We start from the raw sequence: 18,529 nt of genomic DNA on the forward strand, positions 1-18,529 counted from the left end.
CACTTGAACCGCAGGAACAGTTCCTGTCTGGGTATGGGCTTCTCTGGCAAACTCTTCGGGCGGGCCAAGGAGCCGACAGGCCCCGTGAATAACGGTATTAGCTGAAGGGCCTAACTTCTCGAATTACTTTCAACTTCAAATGTATTTCCAATGATTCATTTCATCTCTTTATTCATTCAATATTTTGGGAGGGTGTTGAGCTTCTCTGACAAGCTTTCCCCCGTCAAAATGTCTTCCATATTTCTTAATTACTTCTTCGATTTCTATGTCATTAGGAATCTGGTTCGAGATTCTCCATGTTAAAAAATATGCTTGCACTTTACCGCTATAAAAAACCCATCCAAAAAATCTCATTGCAAACTTGTGGACACCTTTAGTTTTAAAATGATTCATTGATTTACCATCTTTCCATACAGTTACGGTCTGACCAATTCCTCCTTGAAGTTCTCCTGAGAGTTCGGCATATAATAAAGATTCATTCTTAGCAAGTTGTTTCTTTACTATTTCATTAATCATTCCATTGATGATTATTCTGAAAATATTGAATTTTTCTCCACGTGTTACTGATATTATTGCGGTTTCCGTCAATTGTACCTCCCTATCTCCTAATGTAAACTTCGCTCCGTACTTATTGTTTGGATCTGGATGTTTTAACCACACCTTCATCGAAAACACCCCCATCTATTTCTTATCAATAGCGCCAATGTTATGTAATCGGATGCTACGCTAAAAAACTCTCGACACCAATTTTAATTCTCAGGTTCACATTCAATAAAGACTGAAAGCTAACAGTTAACAGTGCCACAAGTGTGTAACAGTTAAAAGGAAATTGCTCAACAAGACTTGGGTAAATCTAAAACGTACGAGATAAATGGGAGAGGATGGAGTGTCTAATAAAAATCCATGAGATGAGAAGAGAAGAAATCTGAAGAAGCAGCCATTGTATTTTTAATCGATATCCTTAATCAACTTAATTCCATATCTTTCTGCGAAGAACATACCTTTGTCGAACGTGAAGAGATGTATTTTGTATATGTTGCTGATGCGATAATTAATGAATCAGGGGCTTTTACGATTCGTTTCATTTCTTTTGTATGCACCACAAAAACAAATATGCCCCGCAGCCGATTGCTCGGCATGCGAGGCACCAATTATGAGAGAGTCCTATATTAAAGAGAAAGCCATTAACTACAGAGCAGCGGCTTGCGGAGCAAACCCGGCCTTATACGGCCTCCTGCTGCCCTTCCTTCGGTTCAGGAGCCATTTTCTTCGCCAAAAATACAGCTACGAAAATCGCCGTAATCCCGCCAACGAGCTTCCCGACAATCATCGGGAAAATCATTTCTTTCGCTACCCCAGCCGTAAAGCCGAGGTGATCGCCGAACACGAATGCAGCGGACACGGCAAAAGCCACGTTGATGACCTTGCCCCGCGCGTCCATGTCTTTCATCATGCCGAACATCGGAATGACGTTGGCAAGCGTAGCCACCAAGCCCGCTGCTGCGATTTCGTTCATGCCAAGCATCTTGCCCAGCTTCATGAGCGGCTTGTTGAACACCTTCGTAATGACGAATACCATTGCAAAGGCACCTGCCAACACTATAGAAATATCGCCAACAATTTTAATTCCTTCTTCAATAGGCGCAAGCCCCGGAATGATTGTGATATCCGTTAGCTGCTGCGCGATGCCAACCGCGAGTCCGAGTGTCGCTACGATAACAATGAACTGTCCAAAGATCGTGAAGCCCTTGATCATGCCCTTCGGGAATTTCCACAAGCCCAGTGCGATAAGTACTGCGAACAATATGATCGGCACCAAGTTGGACAAAATCATCGAGATCGAATAACCAGCCACCAATCCCCCGATCAAGCAACCGAGTGGAATCGTGACGATACCAGCCAATACGCCTGTAGCCAAATACTTCTGATCTTCCTTCTTGATAATGCCAAGCGCAACCGGAATGATGAATACAATCGTAGGTCCAAGCATAGCCCCTAGAATCGTACCTGCGAATAAGCCCGCTTCCGGAGTCTGCGCCAACTCCTGTGCCAATGAGAATCCGCCCATATCATTTGCCAGCAGCGTAGTAGCAAACATGGCAGGGTCAGCTCCCAGCGCGCTGTACAATGGAACGACAATCGGGCTTAACACCTTGGCCAGTACCGGCGATAGGGAGATGATCCCCACCATGGCCAGCGTGAGCGAACCCATGGCCATAATCCCCTCATCGAATTGGTGACCCAACCCGAACTTGTACCCGATGCACTTGTCGATGGCACCGAGAATCATGAAAATAACCATGCCGTATATGATGATTTCATTAATCTCCACGAACGTGCTCCTCCATTCTTTCACTATGTGATCAAAAGCGAACTTTTTAACTTCCTTCCGGTATAGCGTTCAAAAAGGTCGGTTTTCAGCACCGAGAAGGTTGCGTGAACTCGAAGCGTATGCTTCCGAAGCGAGTTTTACTTTGCAAAACTTGTAAGGAGCAGCCCAGTGTAGGCGAGACTACATGAGCAGCGGACTTCGAGAGTGAACGCAAGATTCGATGCCGAATTGCTTTCAGTCTCACTTCGTGATCAAAAGCGGGCTTTTTGAACTACCTTTCATTAATCGCGTTCAAAAAGGTCGGTTTTCAGCACCAAGAAGGTTGCGTGAACTCGAAGAAGGAGCAGCGCAGTGTAGGCGAGACTACATGAGCAGCGGACTTCGAGAGTGAACGCAAGATTCGATGCCGAGTTGCTTCCAGTGTCACTTCGTGATCAAAAGCGGGCTTTTTGAACTACCTATCGGAAGTGCTGTTTGATTTCCTCGGTCGGGGAAGGTATCACGGTATGATGCACAATCCGCTTTTGATCCATGGAGGATACGAACACCTTCATCCCCTGCTCGACATCGCTGACGCTTCCCGTGAACACGGCAAGGAACTTGCCGCCAATCGCCATGCCGAGGTTCATTTTTTTCACATGAATATCACACTGCTTCAAAGCCTCATTCAATGCAAAAATACCGGAAGACACCGTAGATGTCTCCACTATTCCAAGCGCGTCCACAGGCTGAGAAGAATTAGGTCGCTTCAACCCCTCTACGATGTCAGGATGCACGCCGTGCAATTCAAAATCGCTGATTCGGAATTCGCCCGCATCCGCCCTTGCTGCATCCATCGCTGCCTGTACGTCTGCGGTGTCGCCGCTCATCATGATGAGGAACTTGCCCGGGCAAATCGGCTTCATATGATGCACGTTGACTGGAGAAGTCTTCAGCATGCGGTCTGCTGTCTCATATCCTTTGCTTATGCTGCGCAGCTCAACAACACCAATCGCACTAATCATGGGCCACCTCGATGGAATCGACGATGCCGACAATGACTGCGTCAACAGGCACATCCGAATTGGCAAACGATGCTCGGGCAGCGCTTCCAGTCGTCACGAGCACGGTATCTCCAATGCCTGCTCCCGCGTTATCCGCAGCGACGAAGTAGTCGCGTTGAATAGGTTCATCGTTATACGATAACGGCTTGACCACCAGGAAGGTCAGACCATTCAGCTTGTTGTCTTTGCGGGTAGCCCATAGGCTTCCCGTAACTTGTCCCACGATCATAGCTTCACCCCGCCGTTATCTTCTGTGCACTTGCATCTGCTGCATGCGCAAATAATCCTGAGCGAGCGGCGTTATAATGCTGTGCCGATCAATGACAATCTCTTTCCCGTTTTGGAGGCGGTATTTTTTCAGTTCCGCTTCGGTAATGACTTTACGATTCAACACTTCCGGGTGGAGCGGTGCATCAACAGATTCGCTACTTCTATCAACCTGAGTAACAGCCGTAGCCCGGCCATCCTCCATACAAGTCGCAAGCAATTCCTGTTCTTTGACCACTCGGATGCCGTAGCTGTTCAACCTGTCCGCAAATTCGTCGTACAGCTTGTACAAAAGGACAGGTGCTGTCGACTTATATTTGCGATAAAGCAGTCCTTCCTCGATGGCAACAACCTTCCGCCCCTTCAACAGCATCGTCAGCACGAACCGTTCACGCGGGCCTGCGCTTATCCCGTTAGCGAGGTTGGACAACAGTTGAAGGCACAGCTTCGGAATGATCAACACATCGCAATCTCTAAGCGATTCGTCGTAATAACGCACCTCATAGTGCTGATCCAGCATGCTCTCCAGTTCCGGTACCGGTGACACAGTCAAAAGGACCGCTTGCTTCTTGGGAACGGTCGGTTCGTCCGTCTGTCCCTGCCCCAACCGTTTGATCACTTCAGTCGTAACGGCTTCAATGATCGCAGCCCGATCCAGAGCTTCTATGTTCATTTTTTCACGCTCCTAAACCTAGATGCTCTTCTTTAAAATTTTCCCCTTCGTCCCTTTAGCAAAGCCGCATGCGTTAGCCTCGTCATAGTCGATATGCATATATGTTTCATAATTGGAGCTGACTCGAACCAACACATCGTCGAAAATGAGAGGTCGCTTGCCGTACACTTTGACCTGTACGATTTCGCCGTTCTTCACGTTGTATTTCTCTGCGTCTTCCGCCTTCACGTGAATATGCCGCTGAGCTGCGATTAATCCTCGCTCCAACCGAATCATATTGCTGCCCGAAGCAATCACGATGCCCGGAGTTCCTTCCAGCTTGCCGCTTTCTTTCACGGGAACAGGTACTCCCAACACGACTGCATCCGTATGCGAAACCTCTACCTGCGATTCCTTGCGTTCAGGACCAAGCACGACGACATTATGCAGAGAGCCTTTAGGCCCGATCAGCGTAACGCGCTCTTTGCATGCATATTGTCCCGGCTGGGAAAGATCCTTTGCTTTCATCAATTGATAGCCTTCACCAAACAATGCATCAATCGCCTCGCGGTTCAAATGCACATGCTTGCCGGATGCTTCAATCTCGATGCAGGCCTCATCCTGCACTCGCTTGACCACTTCATTGATAATGCTTTCTACCAATTCGTTATCCACTATGCTCACCTCATCAGTTGTACTGTCCAACACGGATGCGGAACATGATAATCCAGAACAAGGAGGACAGTCGGTTCAGCGTCCGAATGATATCTTCGCGCTCTGCTTCTCCGTGTTCTTTTTTGAAGGCTTGGTAAGCCAACAGCTCCGTCTCCCTTGTCAATGTGCGCAACGCATTTATGACAACAACCGCTTCGCCCATATCATAGCTGGGTTGAAAATGTTCCAATCCAAAGTATTTCTTGGGAAAATGGGACTGCTCGCGCAGCTCCTTAGCCGTCATCCCAAGCAAATGAAACTCTTCAATGCTTTCATTCAGCACTTCGCACCGTACGATTCGCCGCACGAATTGCAAGATTTCTTCCAAATCATCGACCAGCTTGGTCATGTTCAGCTTGAAGCAGCTGATTTGTGCTTCCAATAATTTCGTTTCCAATGAATCCAGCTTGCCGCGGAATAATATCCGGGGATGATCTTTAAATACAAGCATATTTCCATACAAATGCGTCATATGCTCCGGTTTCGTTTCCAAAAATCCGCCATATAGCGTACGAAACCGTTTCTTTCCCTCAGATGTGGGTTCAACATCCAGGTTTTTCGTAATTTGAAGCTTTACTTCCTTCTTAGGCGCCGGTGTTTCCACCGTATATACATCTGCCCCAGGTTCAGGAGCTTTCACATATCGAAGCTCAATCTGATGATCGGTCAAAAAGCTCTTGGCCGATGGCGTCAGAATCGTCCCTGCTGCCGTCTCATAAACGGCAACATCCTTCAAATTCTGATGTCGAAAATGCTTGCGCAGTTCGCTTTCCGTAATCACAGCCATGTTCTCACATCCTTCTAGTGCGAATGCGTGTTCAACTACTTCTCGTTGCGCGATCTTCCTGCCCGCTACGGCCAAGGTAAATCGCGATAGTCGGGAAGTGGAATGCGGGCCTGAGCCCGCACCCTTCTTCCGTCCTAATCGTTAGGCTTGTCCGGAATCCGTAATTATTCTACTGTTTTTGTCTTAGGCAAGATTGCATCTACTTCCGAATGTGGTCTTGGAATCACATGTACGGACAACAATTCGCCAACTCGCTCTGCTGCTGCTGCGCCTGCATCTGTAGCTGCTTTAACAGCGCCAACGTCGCCGCGAACCATAACGGTTACGAGGCCTGCACCGATTTGCTCTTTGCCGATCAATGTAACGTTAGCTGCTTTCACCATTGCGTCTGCTGCTTCGATTGCACCTACCAAACCTTTTGTTTCCACCATTCCCAATGCGTTTGCGTTTGCCATGATAAAATTCCTCCTAGTAATTAGTTAATTTGTTTATGATAAATGTTTGAGTACACGTTGGTTGTGAGACTATGAAACTACGAGCTTACATTTTTTCGAGAATACGAGCTACGATCATGCCGATCAACTGTTCTTTGTCTCCAAGATCGATGCTTGCCAATTTATTTTGCGCTGCTGGCTGCTCCTGCTCCACTAAGTCTTCCATTTCTCTTAGTCCATATGCGACTCTGCGAATATTGAGCAAATTGAGCGGGCTGATGTTGTCGGATGTCGAGCTTCCGCCAACCGCACCGCATCCCAGCGTGAGCGCCGGTGCGATTGCTGTCGTTGCGCCGATGCCGCCAAGTGTACCCGGCGTATTGACCAACAAGCGGGATACAGGTTTTTTCAAAGCGAACTGGCGGACGATCTCTTCATTTTCGGAGTGAATGACCATTGTATGGCCGGCACCCTCTCCATTCAGAATCTCGATGCAGCGCTCGCATGCCGCTTCCCAGCTGTCTTCTGTGTAGAAAGCCAGAATCGGAGCCAGCTTCTCGCGTGAATACGGAACATTGCGTCCAACGCGAGTTTCTTCGGCAATCAGCACGCGTGTACCCGCTGGAATATCCAGGTTAGCCAGCTTCGCGATATGATCCACGCTGCGGCCAACGATTTGCGGGTTCATCGTGCCATTGGCCCGCATAATGAATTTGCCAAGCTGTGCAGACTCCTCTGCGGAGAGGAAATACGCTCCCTGCTTCTTGAATTCAGCCACAACCGCATCCTTGCTGCACGCTTCAACCACGACGGACTGTTCTGATGCGCAAATCGTGCCGTTGTCGAACGTCTTGGAATCCATAATGCGCTTGACTGCAAGCGGAATATTCGCGCTCTTCTCGATGAAGGCAGGGCCGTTGCCCGGACCAACGCCGATCGCTGGCGTACCGGATGAATAAGCGGCTTTGACCATCGCCGTTCCGCCGGTAGCGAGAATCAAGGCAACATCGTTGTGCTTCATCAATTGATCCGTTCCTTGAATCGTCGGAACCGTCATGACGCCAATGGCACCCTCTGGACATCCTGCTTGCACAGCTGCTTCGCTAATGACCTTCACCGTTTCCAAAATACTCTTCAGCGCATTTGGATGCGGGGAGAATACAATACTGTTCCCAGCCTTAAGCGCAATGAGCGCTTTATAGATAACCGTCGATGTTGGGTTCGTGGAAGGAATCAGGCCCGCAATGACGCCGACAGGCACTGCGACTTCCATCACTTTGTGCACTTTATCTTCGTTCAGAACGCCGACCGTCTTCATATCCTTGATCGACTCATACACTTGCTTTGAAGCAAATGCATTCTTGACGATCTTGTCCTGCCAACGGCCAAAGCCTGTTTCCTCATTGGCCATCTTCGCGAGCTTCTCGCGATGCTTAAAGCCGGCATCCGCGACCGCTTTGACGATTGCGTCGATTTGCTCCTGCGTCATGACGGCAAGCTTGGCTTGCGCTTCCTTGGCTTTTTTAATAAGATCACGGACTTCTTGAATGGATCTTAGGTCTTTATCCATTGTTTCCATCAATATTCCTTCTCTCTACAACGTTTTTTACGAGCTTGCTTTTTTCGTCTTCTTGCTTCGCTTCGCTGCCGGTGCAGGCACTGGCTTCACACGCGAATTGTCGCCATTGCCCTGGTTTTTCTGTACACTGGTCGTCTTCTCAGCTGTTGCTGCCGCTTTGACTGCGGCAGGGACGGTACCCGTCTGGCCTGAGGCCGGCTTGACTTCGTCGACTTCCTTGGTTGCCGCAGCGGCTGCCAGCTCCATCTTGTCAGATTGTGAATCCACCGCAGCAGCAGGTTCCTTCGACTCAGCAGCGTACGATTCCTTGGCCCTAAGAGGCTCTGTCGTAGTAGCCTCAGCTGCTTTTTTTACCTCAGCATTCGATATTGATCCAGATGCAGCCGATTCCGTAACAGCGGACGCTGCAGCTACTTCGATGCCAACCGTGCGCTCTTCTTTATCCTCGATTGAGACTTTTACAGAAGCTTTTTCAGAAACCTTCGCAGTAACATCCTGCTGCTCCTGACTTCTGGCTGCGCACTCCTCCAACTGACCCTGACTTCCGTCTGTGTCAACTGGACTCGCCACCAAGGCTGCCGTCTCTTCATGCATTCTTGCAATCACATGACGAGTTACCAATACATCCAATTGCGTAGCCATTTCCGCTCCCGCTTCAACGGCAGCTTGCACGGCTCCGACATCACCATCCAGCTTGACTGTAACCAATCCGCCCTTGATGATCTCTACGCCGATGCAGGTAACGCTCGCCGCCTTCAATGCGGCATCCGCCACGGCGACTGCGCCCAAATACCCTCTAACTTCCACCAACCCTAACGCGCTATGTCTCATGGGCTGCTACCTTAATAACTCGTCGGATTATCTGCGACGAATTGGACAGCGTCCGCAAACGCATCACATGCTGCTTTGCAGGCCGATTGACTTCCCGTTAGCAATGCACCACCGAAGTTGGTCTCGGAAGGTGGGCCGAAGAAAGCGGCAATCGTGACATCCGCAGCCTTCAGCGCTGCATCAAGTGCATACATCGCTTCGAGCGGAGGAGCGATTAGATAAGCCAACGCTTCCCCTTCCTTGATGCCCGCAGTCTGGGACAAGTACGTGCCTGTGCGGGATACACAGTGGGCGAAATAAGTAATGCTGTTATCCTCATTGGCGCTAACGAAATGAGCGCCGCTTTCGATGAAATCAACGACGGCGTTCAAGCCGCTGCGAACTTCCTCCGGACTTGGCCCAGCCAGAATCCCGATGACCTCGCCCGCCAGCTTCGTCGAAGCATTGGCCGATCCGGCATACATGCTTCTTGCATATACGACATCCACGACAGCTGCTTTCGTCGCTTCATCCAATGCTGCATAAGTTACATCGTCAATGTCAGCAGTAATGATCCCTAAGCTTTTATGGTGCGGCTTCAGCTCCAGCTTGCTAGCCATATCCAGGCTTACGTTGGAAATGAGCTTCATGCCGAGCACTGTTGCATGAATCGTTTCGTTTCTCATACGTGCCTCCTTGCGATTGCTATAATTGTGTGTTCAAACTACCTGTGTTCAAACTACCTCTATAGTTTCAAATCAATCCCCGATGCTTTGCGATCAATCATCGTCTTGATCAGCTCAGCAATATGCGCGCCTGCTTCTACGGCAGGCGTACCGCCTGAGTGAATGTTGGAGATAACGGTACGTCTCGCCTCAGGCATACCTACAGTCGGTTTATAAGCGATGTAGGCACTCATGGATTCTGCCGTTACAAGTCCTGGACGCTCGCCGACCAAAAGACAAACTACATCTGCCTCTGTCACATCGCCAATCACGTCCATCGATGGAACGCGGCAATGCTTGACGAACAATATATTGCCTACTTCAAAGCCATACATCTTGAGACCTTGCGCAATGGCTGGAACGATATCGCGCAGATTCGCTTCAATCGCAGCCGAGCTTAAGCCGTCCCCAACCATAATCTGTACTTTGGCCTGCTTGGTCGTATGCTGCTTGATGTACTCGATTGTCTCCTTGGAGAATTGACGTCCCAAGTCCGGGCGCGTAATGTATTCGTCCTTGTCCCGGCACATCGTTGCAATCGGTACAAGGTTCATTTCCTTCACGAACTCCTCGGACACGTAGGAGAACACGGCATCCTGAGCAGCAGCATGGTCAGCACGGAATCGCAGCGATGTAATCGTCTTGTACCGCGGACCTGCACGCCACACGCCAAGGCGGGCTGGTGTTTTCTCCTTCATTTTCATATACCCTTCACGATCCTCTGGATCGGGAACGAGCAGCAGCTTGCGAAGGTCGATCTCCGTAATATCATCCAGACATTCACCATCGTCCGCTTGCTCTTCCACTGGCATGCTTGCCTGTACAAGCCCACCTACGTTCGGCGCCTCAGTTGCCTCAGTTTGCGCAGGCTTCACTGCTACTGTTTCTTGCTCCGCCTTGTTTCCTACCATCTCGTTCAAAATCGATTCAATCATCGATTTCAGATCTTTTTCGTTCATGAGAGTTTCCTCCTTCCCCTACTTGAGAAACACAGATGCGTCCCCGGCTTTTTTGGTCAGCTTGCCATTTTCAATGAAGCCCATCTTCTCCATCCATTGTTCGAACTCCCGAATCGGACGCAGGCCCAACAATTCACGCAGCGTCGCGGTTTCGTGATAACCGGTAGTCTGATAGTTCAGCATGACATCGTCGCCGTGCGGGATTCCCATGAAGAAGTTGCAGCCTGCCACAGACAGCAGAACCGCCAGATTTTCCAAGTCGTTCTGATCGGCCTTCATATGGTTCGTGTAGCAGGCGTCGCATCCCATGGAGATACCCGTCAGCTTGCCCATGAAGTGATCTTCTAGGCCGGCGCGAACCACTTGCTTCGCATCGTACAAATACTCTGGACCAATGAATCCAACAACGGTATTGACGAGGAACGGGTTGTATTTCTTCGCAAAGCCGTAACAGCGCGCTTCCATCGTCACTTGGTCGATCCCGTGATGGGCTTCGGAAGACAACTCCGAGCCTTGGCCTGTTTCGAAATACATCACATCCGGGCCTGCCACCTGTCCGTGCCGCAGCACGAGCTGCTGCGCTTCCTCAATCGTGGCGGCATTGAAGCCGAACGCTGCATTGCCTTTCTCCGAACCTGCGATCGATTGGAAGATGAGTCCTGTCGGAGCGCCGCGTTTAACGGCTTCCATTTGAGTCGTAACATGGGCCAGTACGCAAGTTTGCGTTGGAATTTCCCACTTTTGGCGGAACTCCTCGAACCGCTTCAGAACGCGCGTTACGCTTTCTACGGAATCATCAACCGGATTGAGACCAAGTACGGCGTCCCCGATACCGAAGGTCAAGCCTTCCATAAGGGAAGCCATAATGCCATCTGGATCATCGGTTGGGTGATTCGGCTGCAAACGTGCGGACAAAGTGCCCGGACGGCCGATCGTCGTGTTGGCAGTAGCCGTAATTCGAATCTTCTTCGCCCCGTACATCAGGTCAAGGTTGGACATGATCTTGGCAACCGCAGCAATCATTTCGGCTGTCAGACCGCGGGACACGCGTTTGATGTCGGCTTCGGTTGTGTTCTCGTTCAAGATCCACTCCCGCAGCTCCTCAACCGTCCAGTTCTGAATCTCACTGTAGATGCGCTCATTTACCCCATCCTGAATAATACGGGTAACCTCATCAACCTCATAGGGAACCGCCGGATTGTCGCGCAAGTCTGACATTTTGATTTGGGACAGTACCACTTTGGCCGCCACGCGTTCTTCCGACGAAGTAGCCCCCAGTCCGGCCAGCATATCCCCTGATTTTTCCTCATTTGCTTTTGCCATGACTTCCATTAGGCTGTTGAATTGATAAACTCGGCCAAACAGCTTGGTTTTTAAAATCACAAAAGCTCCTCCTTCCAAATGCAACTCAATTTGTTCATGTTCAACATTTGTAATGAAGTTCAAAAAGGCCGGTTTTCAGCACCGAGAAGGTTGCGTAAACTCGAAGCTTATGCTTCCGTAGCGAGTTTTGCGTTGCAAAACTTGTAAAGAGCAGCGCAGTGTAGGCAAAACTACATGAGCAGCTAAAATGTTTCCGAAGGAAACATGCTTCGAAAGCATACGCTTTTCGAGAGTGAACGCAAGATTCGATGCCGTATTACTTCCTGAATCACTTCGTGATCAAAAGCGGACTTTTTGAACAACCTCTAAAATTAGTGAAATACGAGCGTTTTAATGACGACAGGCAATACCTTGCCTTCCGCAATCGGCTTGCCGATGTCGATATAGTCGCCGTTGTCGACTTGCACGCTGTCGATGCAGACGACATCCTTCTTGTAACCAAGCAAGGCATATAGCGTCTGTCCCAGCACCTTCGCCATATCGTGATGGACAATCACGATAAGCGGATGCTCTCGCTCCAGCAGCTCCGACATCCCTTTGTACAACCCTTGGGCATATTTCTGTACCTCTTGGAAGCTAGGACTCTTCTTCCCTTCCAATGCGATCGCGACCCGCTGCAAATCATTATTCAGTTTGAACCAATTCAATTTGTCGGCGATGGCCCGCGCCAGCACCTCGTCGCTCCCCGATTCATCCGCCGCTGCGAGCTTCAGAATCGGAATGTTTTTGATCGGAAAGCTCTCTTCCGTATAGGTGATCGTGCTTCCGCTGATCTCGGTCGTATGGGAACCGGCCCCCACGACAGTGGCCCGGATGGTCTCGGCTGATCGCGCCACCGTCATCCGCTGCGTCAACGGGGAGGCGGCAATCGCACTTCCCAGCAATATCCCGATATCTCCATACTGGAACACATCGCCCGCCGCTTCTTGGTAAATGTAGTCGGCCACCCCTCCGGAGAAGGATATGCACGGAATGGTCCGATCCAGCTTCAGCCCTTTGTTCGTGACAACGGTATCGTAGAAATCGCCTGGCGGCCGGAGGCCGACGCTTTCTTCGAGCAGCTTCACCATCTCCCCGATGATCGGCTCCAGATCGGCTGGCGTTGCCTGCTGCCCAAGGGCCAGCTGAAATCCTCTACGCTCCGCGAGCTGCTTGATCTTCGGCGCGATATAGGTAATCTCGTGCGTCCCCCGGTCGACTTTGATCAGACGGCCTCCGATGTCCAGACATCCCGTATCCAGCAGCTCGCCATCGTCGAACAGCGCCAGATTGCTGGTGCCGCCGCCAATGTCGATATTGACGATGGAAGTGGAATGCTCTTTGGAGTACGTATGGGCGCCCGCGCCTTTGGCGGCAATGATGCTTTCCAGATCCGGGCCTGCGGTAGCGACCACGAAGTCTCCGGCAAATCCGCTTAACGACAGCAGCACTTCATTGGCGTTTTCCTTGCGGGCCGTCTCGCCTGTAATAATGACGGCTCCAGTCTGGATCTCTTCTTTACGGATGCCGGCTTTCCGGTACTGCTCCTGCACGAACGTCTGGATTTGCCCTGCATCAATCCGGTTGTCCGCAAGCACGGGCGTAAAGCAGATATCGCTCCTGTAAACCACTTCTTTGTCCGTAATGACCAGGCGGGGCACCGAAAAGGACGATGCCAGGTTCTGAATATGCAGCTTCGACAGCACGAGTTGGGTCGTCGAGGTTCCCATATCGATGCCAACGCTTAGCAATTGCTCGTTCACTTCTTTCACCCCCATCGCTTGATACCACATATATGCACGCAAAAAGGCTTAAAGTTATATCCCCCCCCGATTGGCGGGAATGGTTAACCTTAAGCCTCATTGCTTACTGAACTACATCCTTGTAGCCCGATTATTTATTTTTTGAAGGTAAACGCAACGGTCGTGCCATCACAACTGGACGCAATGGCAAGCTTGCCTTTCAGCTTGTCCTTCACATAGCTGCGGACGATGGACAATCCCAAGCTTTTGTTCGAACCGTCTTCAACGGAAAATCCGACTCCGTCATCCGCCACTTCCACGGTGACCAATCCGCCTTCCAGCTGCGCATTCACCGTAATCGTGCCGTCCGTGCAATCTCCAAAAGCATGCTCATAGCTATTATGCAGCAGCTCGCTTACAATCAGCGCAATCGCGACGGTGCGATCGCTGTCCAAGCAGATGCTCTGCGTAGCCGCTATCTCGATATTGACATTTTTGCAATCGACAAAGCAGCGTTGAATATTCGAAGCGATGAGCCGAATGACGTCAAGTAGTTCCACCTGCGCTTCGATCTCTGTGGACAACAGCTCGTGGGTCGCCGCGATAGCCAGCACCCGGCTGACACTTTCGTTCAAGCATTTTTTGGCTTCCGGGCTTTCACATTGCCGCGCCTGAATACGGAGCAGAGACGCCACGGTCTGCAAATTGTTTTTCACCCGGTGGTGAATCTCGCGAATGGCCACCGATTTGGAGACAATCTCCGCTTCCTTGTCCTTGATTTCCGTCACATCGTGCAAGATGACGCCTATGCAAAGATCCCGCTCCGCAATAAAGAGACGTTTCACCTGATAATAGCGACCGGCCACCTTCACATCTGTCGTCAATGGACAGGAAGGGGACGTGGAGTGCTCCTTCATCACGTCGGAGAAGACCGTCTGATCCAGCGACAGATTGTCATAATGCAAGCCCTGAATATCCTCCAAATAACCAAGCTGACGATAGTACGCGTCTGCCTTCTTATTTTTCAGCTTCAAAAATCCGTGCTTGTTGAACACGAGAACGGCATCCTCCAGCTGATTGATGATCGAGTCCTTGAACCGCAGCATGGCGGTCAACATCGAAGACATTTCACCATCTTCGTATTGCGTCCCCGTCACTTTGAAGTGGGCTTGAATATTGTCGCTCACATCTTTTTCATAGATGACGACCGCAATGACGCCCTCATGATTTTTGATCGGATATACCGTTTGCCTGACCAGATGATTTTCCTGCGTATTGGCAACGAGTCCCTGTGACATAATTCCGGTTTCCAACGTTCTCAAGACGCCTGGTTCGTTCTCGCGCAGCGCCTTCTCGCCCGCAACCGGACGCCGGTACAACGATTTGCCGTTACCCGGACGGCGGTGGTACACCACAATCGCCTCATTCGCCACGCTGGACAGAACGTCGATGAACACATCATCCGGCACCTCGGACATTTCGAATGACTCGGCTATCTCGGTCAGCCGCACGATATCCGCGTCCGCCAGTCCCGTATGCCGATTGCACAACCGCACAATCTGTTCTTTGAAATCAATCATAGGAAATGACGATGGTTGTTGCGATTTCAATCATCGGACACCGTCGATCCATGCTAAGTTTGCGTAGGGTTTGATAGGCTTCCTCTTCGGTGCAGCCGTTTTCCTTCATCAAAATCCCTTTCGCCTTTTCGACCGCTTTCCGCTCTTCCATCTTCTGGGACAGCTTCGATAGATTCTGCTCCAGCTTGCGTATTTCCTTGCCTTTGGCAATGGTCACTTCCACCATGGGAATGAACGACTTTTCGTCGAGCGGTTTCACCAGATAAGCAAGCGCACCGATAGAGGATGCTTTTTCAATCGTCTGTTTGTCGCTGAATGCGGTCAAGAGAATAACCCCGCTGGCCAGCTGCTCTGAAATGATTCGTTTACCCGCCTTCAACCCATCCAAAATTGGCATTTGAACATCCATGATGACCAGGTCGGGCAGATGCTTCTTACATAACTCGATGGCCTCAAAGCCATCGGAAGCTTCGCCTACTACATTGTAGTCCGCCTCTTCAAGCATCTCACGAATATCCATTCTTGTAATAGGTTCGTCGTCGACTATTACAATTTTTCCATTCATGTGTCATGCACCTCATTGTCTACCGATATTTGCTTGTATCTTGCGAATCCTCTATCGAATGATAAAGTCGCCTACGCCTCCAAATAAGCCCGAAGCGCTTCCACTCCCACGTTCTCCATAGTCGAAACCTCGAAAATATGCTCTACGCCCGCCGCTTGCAGATAAGCTCTCGCTTGCGCGATATCCTCATCCGCCCGGGCCAGCTCCACCTTGGTCACAATTCCAATCACCGGCTTGGCGAATACCGTCGCAAAGGCCGGCGGAAAATAGCTTTCTTCCTTCGTGCAATCTTGCACAAGCCCGATGACATCCGCATCGACGCTGGAGACAAGCAGCATCTTGTACAAATAACGATTCTCGATGCATTCCCCCGGCGTATCGATCGCTTGCTCGAAAGTCTCCACGGCTTGCGTCTTCTTGTAGGCAATCTCCTGACCGTGCAGCCGTTGGCACAGCGTGGTCTTGCCCGAGCCAGTGCTTCCGGCAAATATGATTTTCTTCATGTCGCTTCCCCTACGTTCTCGTAATCTTCGCACCCGAGAAGCCTAGAATGTTCTGCAAGCCAAGCAGCACTTCACTCACGGCGGAATCCACGGAGGATACATCGCCCGTAATAACGAGCGACCCGCTGAAGCGATCGACGAAGCCGATCTGCACGCCAGCCGCCTTAGTCGCGATGTCCGCCGCAATAATAGAGGCTTCGCTTGGCGTAATAGTCATAATGCCGATGGCATCCTTCGCCTCGGTTCCCAATCCCAGCTTCTTGTAAATATCCGGGTTAGGATTCGCGATAATATGAGCCAACGTGACCTGTTTCCCAGGCACGTACTCCTGAATGACGCGTTGTTTTTCGTTGTGTTGTTGGTCCATACCCTCATCCCATCTCATGTAAAAAAACGTGAAATAGCCGTAAAAAAACATAAAGACCCCTTAAAAAGTTCACACGGAATTTTTAAGAAGCCTCTTCGCTTTTATTTGTATGCAACACGCCTTTGTGTTACTTTTACTATATTTTAACCTGCAAACGTTGTCAATATCATTACGGCTGGAATTTAATTGCTATTCAAGATTGAAACATTTTGTTCAAAATTTCAACGACGTCGGATGCGGCAGGAACACGCGGATTCGTGGCCGTGCATCCGTCTTGCAGCGCACCCTCGGCAATCGCCGCGCTCATCTCTTTCAGCGTGGCTTGTTCCACGCCGCAGTCCCGCAGCGTCTGCGGCATGCGCAATTGCTTCTGAAGCTGCTTGATCGCCTGCACCAGACTGCGAACGCCGCTCTTCGCATTGGAAGCCTGCAGCCCCAAGCTCTTGGAGATTTCGGCGTATCTGGCCGCCGCCGCATTGCTCTCCTCTTTGCCGTAACCCGGCTTGTAATCGGCATTGAATTCAATCACATACGGCAATAGCAGCGAATTCATGCGTCCGTGCGCAATCTTGAATTTGGCTCCGGCCACATGCGCGATGCCATGGTTAAGCCCGAGCGACGCAATATTGAACGCCATACCCGCCAGGCAGGAGGCATTATGCATTTTCTCGCGCGCCTCAAGGTCGTTCCCGTCCTTGTAGGCTCTTGGCAAATACGCAAAAACCAGCTTGATCGCCTTCTCTGCCAAAGCATCGGAAATATCGTTCGCTTTGGTGGATACATACGCTTCGATCGCGTGGGTCAGCACGTCCATTCCCGTATCGGCGGTAATGAAGTCCGGCACACTCTTGACTAATTCTGGGTCCAAGATGGCTTCTTGTGGCAGCATGTCATCGGACACCAGCGGGTATTTGATGTTCTTCTTCTTGTCGCTGATGACGGAGAACGACGTGACTTCCGAGCCCGTTCCGCTCGTTGTCGGAATCGCAACGAACGGCATATCGCGCTGGTCCAAGATTTTCTGAGCGAAAATCTTCATCGCCTTGGCCGCATCGATCGCGGAACCGCCGCCAATCGCAATCATAAGATCGGCCTGGAACGCTCCGAGCGCTTCCACGCCCTCTGTCACGACTTCGACCGGAGGATCGGGAACAATATTGCTGAAAATGTATTGTTCGTTGCTTTCATGCAGCCGTTCAAACAGCATGTTAATCATCCCCGACTTGACCATGAACGGGTCTGTGACGATGAAGATCCGCTTATTCCGCCATTCCGTCAGGCGATCCAGCGCGCCTTGTCCCATATAGATGTCGGTTTTCATAGAAATTTTGTCCATGTAAGGCACCTCCAAGGAAGTAATTGGCAACAAAAAAAAGAGACCTTTAAAAGAACGGATTCCTTTAAAAGCCTCTTTGCTTATGATATATGGTGCACGCCATTGTGCAACTCGCAATCATTCAATTGTCTACCACCACTTTACACCGTTATCCGGATACTCGTCAACCGGATCTTGGCAGCCGTTATCCGCACGTGAGCGGCAGATGGTGAAAAAAAAGGACATGCACCCCACTGTGCATCTGTTCTTCGGCATTGAAGAACCTCCCGTTTGCTTAGCCATACCTCATTGTACGTGTTCGGCGGCGACCACCCGGCCTTGCCGACAGCAGCGTCGGCAGCCCTCTTGCAACGAAAAAAAGCCTAGCGAGGCGGTAAACGTCACTAGACTTGTAAACCAGCCACTTTCGCCTCGAAATGACTGGTCAGACAAAGTTACTAGGCAAACGACCTGACTTAAGACCGAGCATTCGATCTATCACAGTGGCGGGACCGCGTTGGATTTGCACCAAACTTCCATTGCCTATAACTTTTTCTATTGTGTATGACGTGAATGGGCGTCCATTCGACATTATTATAGCATAAACAATCGCGTTGGCAATATGTAAGATATAAATTTCAACAGTTTTCCATGTTTGACACATATAACGTAAATGCCAGTATGACGGTGGTAGAGCATCTTTCGAGATACCTCTACTCTGCTGATGCGGGACTTCCTTCATTTTATACAAATTCCCCTATGACCGTAATACCACCACAGATGAACAATTAGT

Annotated in this window: 20 protein-coding genes and 1 riboswitch; all 20 genes read right to left on the reverse strand. The window is 50.3% G+C overall.

Features of this window, described 5'->3' with window-relative positions:
• Positions 1 to 168: 168 nt before the first annotated feature.
• The 20 genes from M3650_RS03885 to M3650_RS31775 all read right to left on the reverse strand — a co-directional run bounded on the left by M3650_RS03885 (position 169) and on the right by M3650_RS31775 (position 18,012).
• The gene (locus M3650_RS03885; RefSeq protein ID WP_251572524.1) at positions 169 to 666 is read right to left on the reverse strand and encodes a hypothetical protein; all 498 of its coding nucleotides are present in this window, start codon (positions 664 to 666) and stop codon (positions 169 to 171) included.
• A gap of 556 nt (positions 667 to 1,222) precedes the next feature.
• On the reverse strand, positions 1,223 to 2,332 hold the full coding sequence (gene eutH, locus M3650_RS03890; protein WP_251572526.1) for an ethanolamine utilization protein EutH: 1,110 nt from the start codon (positions 2,330 to 2,332) through the stop codon (positions 1,223 to 1,225).
• 458 nt (positions 2,333 to 2,790) lie between these two features.
• Positions 2,791 to 3,336, reverse strand: a complete 546-nt coding sequence (locus tag M3650_RS03895) for a BMC domain-containing protein (RefSeq protein ID WP_019420794.1) — start codon at positions 3,334 to 3,336, stop codon at positions 2,791 to 2,793.
• On the reverse strand, positions 3,329 to 3,604 hold the full coding sequence (locus M3650_RS03900; RefSeq protein WP_251572528.1) for a EutN/CcmL family microcompartment protein: 276 nt from the start codon (positions 3,602 to 3,604) through the stop codon (positions 3,329 to 3,331). Before M3650_RS03900 ends, M3650_RS03895 begins: the two co-directional genes overlap by 8 nt.
• A 15-nt stretch (positions 3,605 to 3,619) precedes the next feature.
• Positions 3,620 to 4,315 carry an ethanolamine utilization protein gene (locus M3650_RS03905; protein WP_251572530.1) on the reverse strand — a complete coding sequence of 232 codons (696 nt, stop codon included), beginning with the start codon at positions 4,313 to 4,315 and terminating at the stop codon, positions 3,620 to 3,622.
• Between the two features lie 18 nt (positions 4,316 to 4,333).
• Positions 4,334 to 4,969 carry an ethanolamine utilization phosphate acetyltransferase EutD gene (gene eutD / locus M3650_RS03910; RefSeq protein WP_019420791.1) on the reverse strand — a complete coding sequence of 212 codons (636 nt, stop codon included), beginning with the start codon at positions 4,967 to 4,969 and terminating at the stop codon, positions 4,334 to 4,336.
• A gap of 13 nt (positions 4,970 to 4,982) precedes the next feature.
• Positions 4,983 to 5,795 carry a cobalamin adenosyltransferase gene (locus tag M3650_RS03915; RefSeq protein WP_251572532.1) on the reverse strand — a complete coding sequence of 271 codons (813 nt, stop codon included), beginning with the start codon at positions 5,793 to 5,795 and terminating at the stop codon, positions 4,983 to 4,985.
• Positions 5,796 to 5,959: 164 nt separating this feature from the next.
• Complete coding sequence (locus M3650_RS03920) at positions 5,960 to 6,250, reverse strand: BMC domain-containing protein (RefSeq protein WP_005549798.1); 291 nt, start codon at positions 6,248 to 6,250, stop codon at positions 5,960 to 5,962.
• 85 nt (positions 6,251 to 6,335) lie between these two features.
• Complete coding sequence (locus M3650_RS03925; protein WP_251572534.1) at positions 6,336 to 7,808, reverse strand: acetaldehyde dehydrogenase (acetylating); 1,473 nt, start codon at positions 7,806 to 7,808, stop codon at positions 6,336 to 6,338.
• Positions 7,809 to 7,835: 27 nt separating this feature from the next.
• Positions 7,836 to 8,639 carry a BMC domain-containing protein gene (locus M3650_RS03930; RefSeq protein WP_251572536.1) on the reverse strand — a complete coding sequence of 268 codons (804 nt, stop codon included), beginning with the start codon at positions 8,637 to 8,639 and terminating at the stop codon, positions 7,836 to 7,838.
• A gap of 11 nt (positions 8,640 to 8,650) precedes the next feature.
• Complete coding sequence (gene eutL / locus M3650_RS03935) at positions 8,651 to 9,304, reverse strand: ethanolamine utilization microcompartment protein EutL (RefSeq protein ID WP_251572538.1); 654 nt, start codon at positions 9,302 to 9,304, stop codon at positions 8,651 to 8,653.
• A 59-nt stretch (positions 9,305 to 9,363) separates the two neighbouring features.
• The gene (eutC, locus tag M3650_RS03940; RefSeq protein WP_483311725.1) at positions 9,364 to 10,155 is read right to left on the reverse strand and encodes an ethanolamine ammonia-lyase subunit EutC; all 792 of its coding nucleotides are present in this window, start codon (positions 10,153 to 10,155) and stop codon (positions 9,364 to 9,366) included.
• 165 nt (positions 10,156 to 10,320) lie between these two features.
• Positions 10,321 to 11,685 (reverse strand): ethanolamine ammonia-lyase subunit EutB, encoded by a 1,365-nt coding sequence (locus tag M3650_RS03945; protein ID WP_251572542.1) that lies wholly within the window; start codon positions 11,683 to 11,685, stop codon positions 10,321 to 10,323.
• A 311-nt stretch (positions 11,686 to 11,996) separates the two neighbouring features.
• Complete coding sequence (eutA, locus tag M3650_RS03950) at positions 11,997 to 13,427, reverse strand: ethanolamine ammonia-lyase reactivating factor EutA (protein ID WP_251572758.1); 1,431 nt, start codon at positions 13,425 to 13,427, stop codon at positions 11,997 to 11,999.
• A gap of 134 nt (positions 13,428 to 13,561) precedes the next feature.
• Positions 13,562 to 14,986 carry a sensor histidine kinase gene (locus M3650_RS03955; RefSeq protein ID WP_251572544.1) on the reverse strand — a complete coding sequence of 475 codons (1,425 nt, stop codon included), beginning with the start codon at positions 14,984 to 14,986 and terminating at the stop codon, positions 13,562 to 13,564.
• Entirely contained in the window at positions 14,979 to 15,551 is a 573-nt protein-coding gene (locus M3650_RS03960) for an ANTAR domain-containing response regulator (protein WP_019420782.1), read from the reverse strand. Before M3650_RS03960 ends, M3650_RS03955 begins: the two co-directional genes overlap by 8 nt.
• A 71-nt stretch (positions 15,552 to 15,622) precedes the next feature.
• Complete coding sequence (locus M3650_RS03965; protein ID WP_019420781.1) at positions 15,623 to 16,054, reverse strand: EutP/PduV family microcompartment system protein; 432 nt, start codon at positions 16,052 to 16,054, stop codon at positions 15,623 to 15,625.
• Positions 16,055 to 16,064: 10 nt separating this feature from the next.
• Positions 16,065 to 16,421 (reverse strand): BMC domain-containing protein, encoded by a 357-nt coding sequence (locus M3650_RS03970; RefSeq protein ID WP_026010996.1) that lies wholly within the window; start codon positions 16,419 to 16,421, stop codon positions 16,065 to 16,067.
• A 193-nt stretch (positions 16,422 to 16,614) separates the two neighbouring features.
• Positions 16,615 to 17,757, reverse strand: a complete 1,143-nt coding sequence (locus M3650_RS03975; RefSeq protein WP_251572546.1) for a 1-propanol dehydrogenase PduQ — start codon at positions 17,755 to 17,757, stop codon at positions 16,615 to 16,617.
• Positions 17,758 to 17,886: 129 nt separating this feature from the next.
• Positions 17,887 to 18,012: a hypothetical protein gene (locus M3650_RS31775; RefSeq protein ID WP_285848288.1), complete on the reverse strand. Its 126-nt coding sequence runs from the start codon at positions 18,010 to 18,012 to the stop codon at positions 17,887 to 17,889.
• Positions 18,013 to 18,148: 136 nt separating this feature from the next.
• Positions 18,149 to 18,300, reverse strand: a riboswitch (adenosylcobalamin (AdoCbl) riboswitch).
• Positions 18,301 to 18,529 lie beyond the last annotated feature (229 nt).

Source organism: Paenibacillus sp. MER TA 81-3 (assembly GCF_023713585.1).
Taxonomy (GTDB): domain Bacteria; phylum Bacillota; class Bacilli; order Paenibacillales; family Paenibacillaceae; genus Paenibacillus_B; species Paenibacillus_B profundus.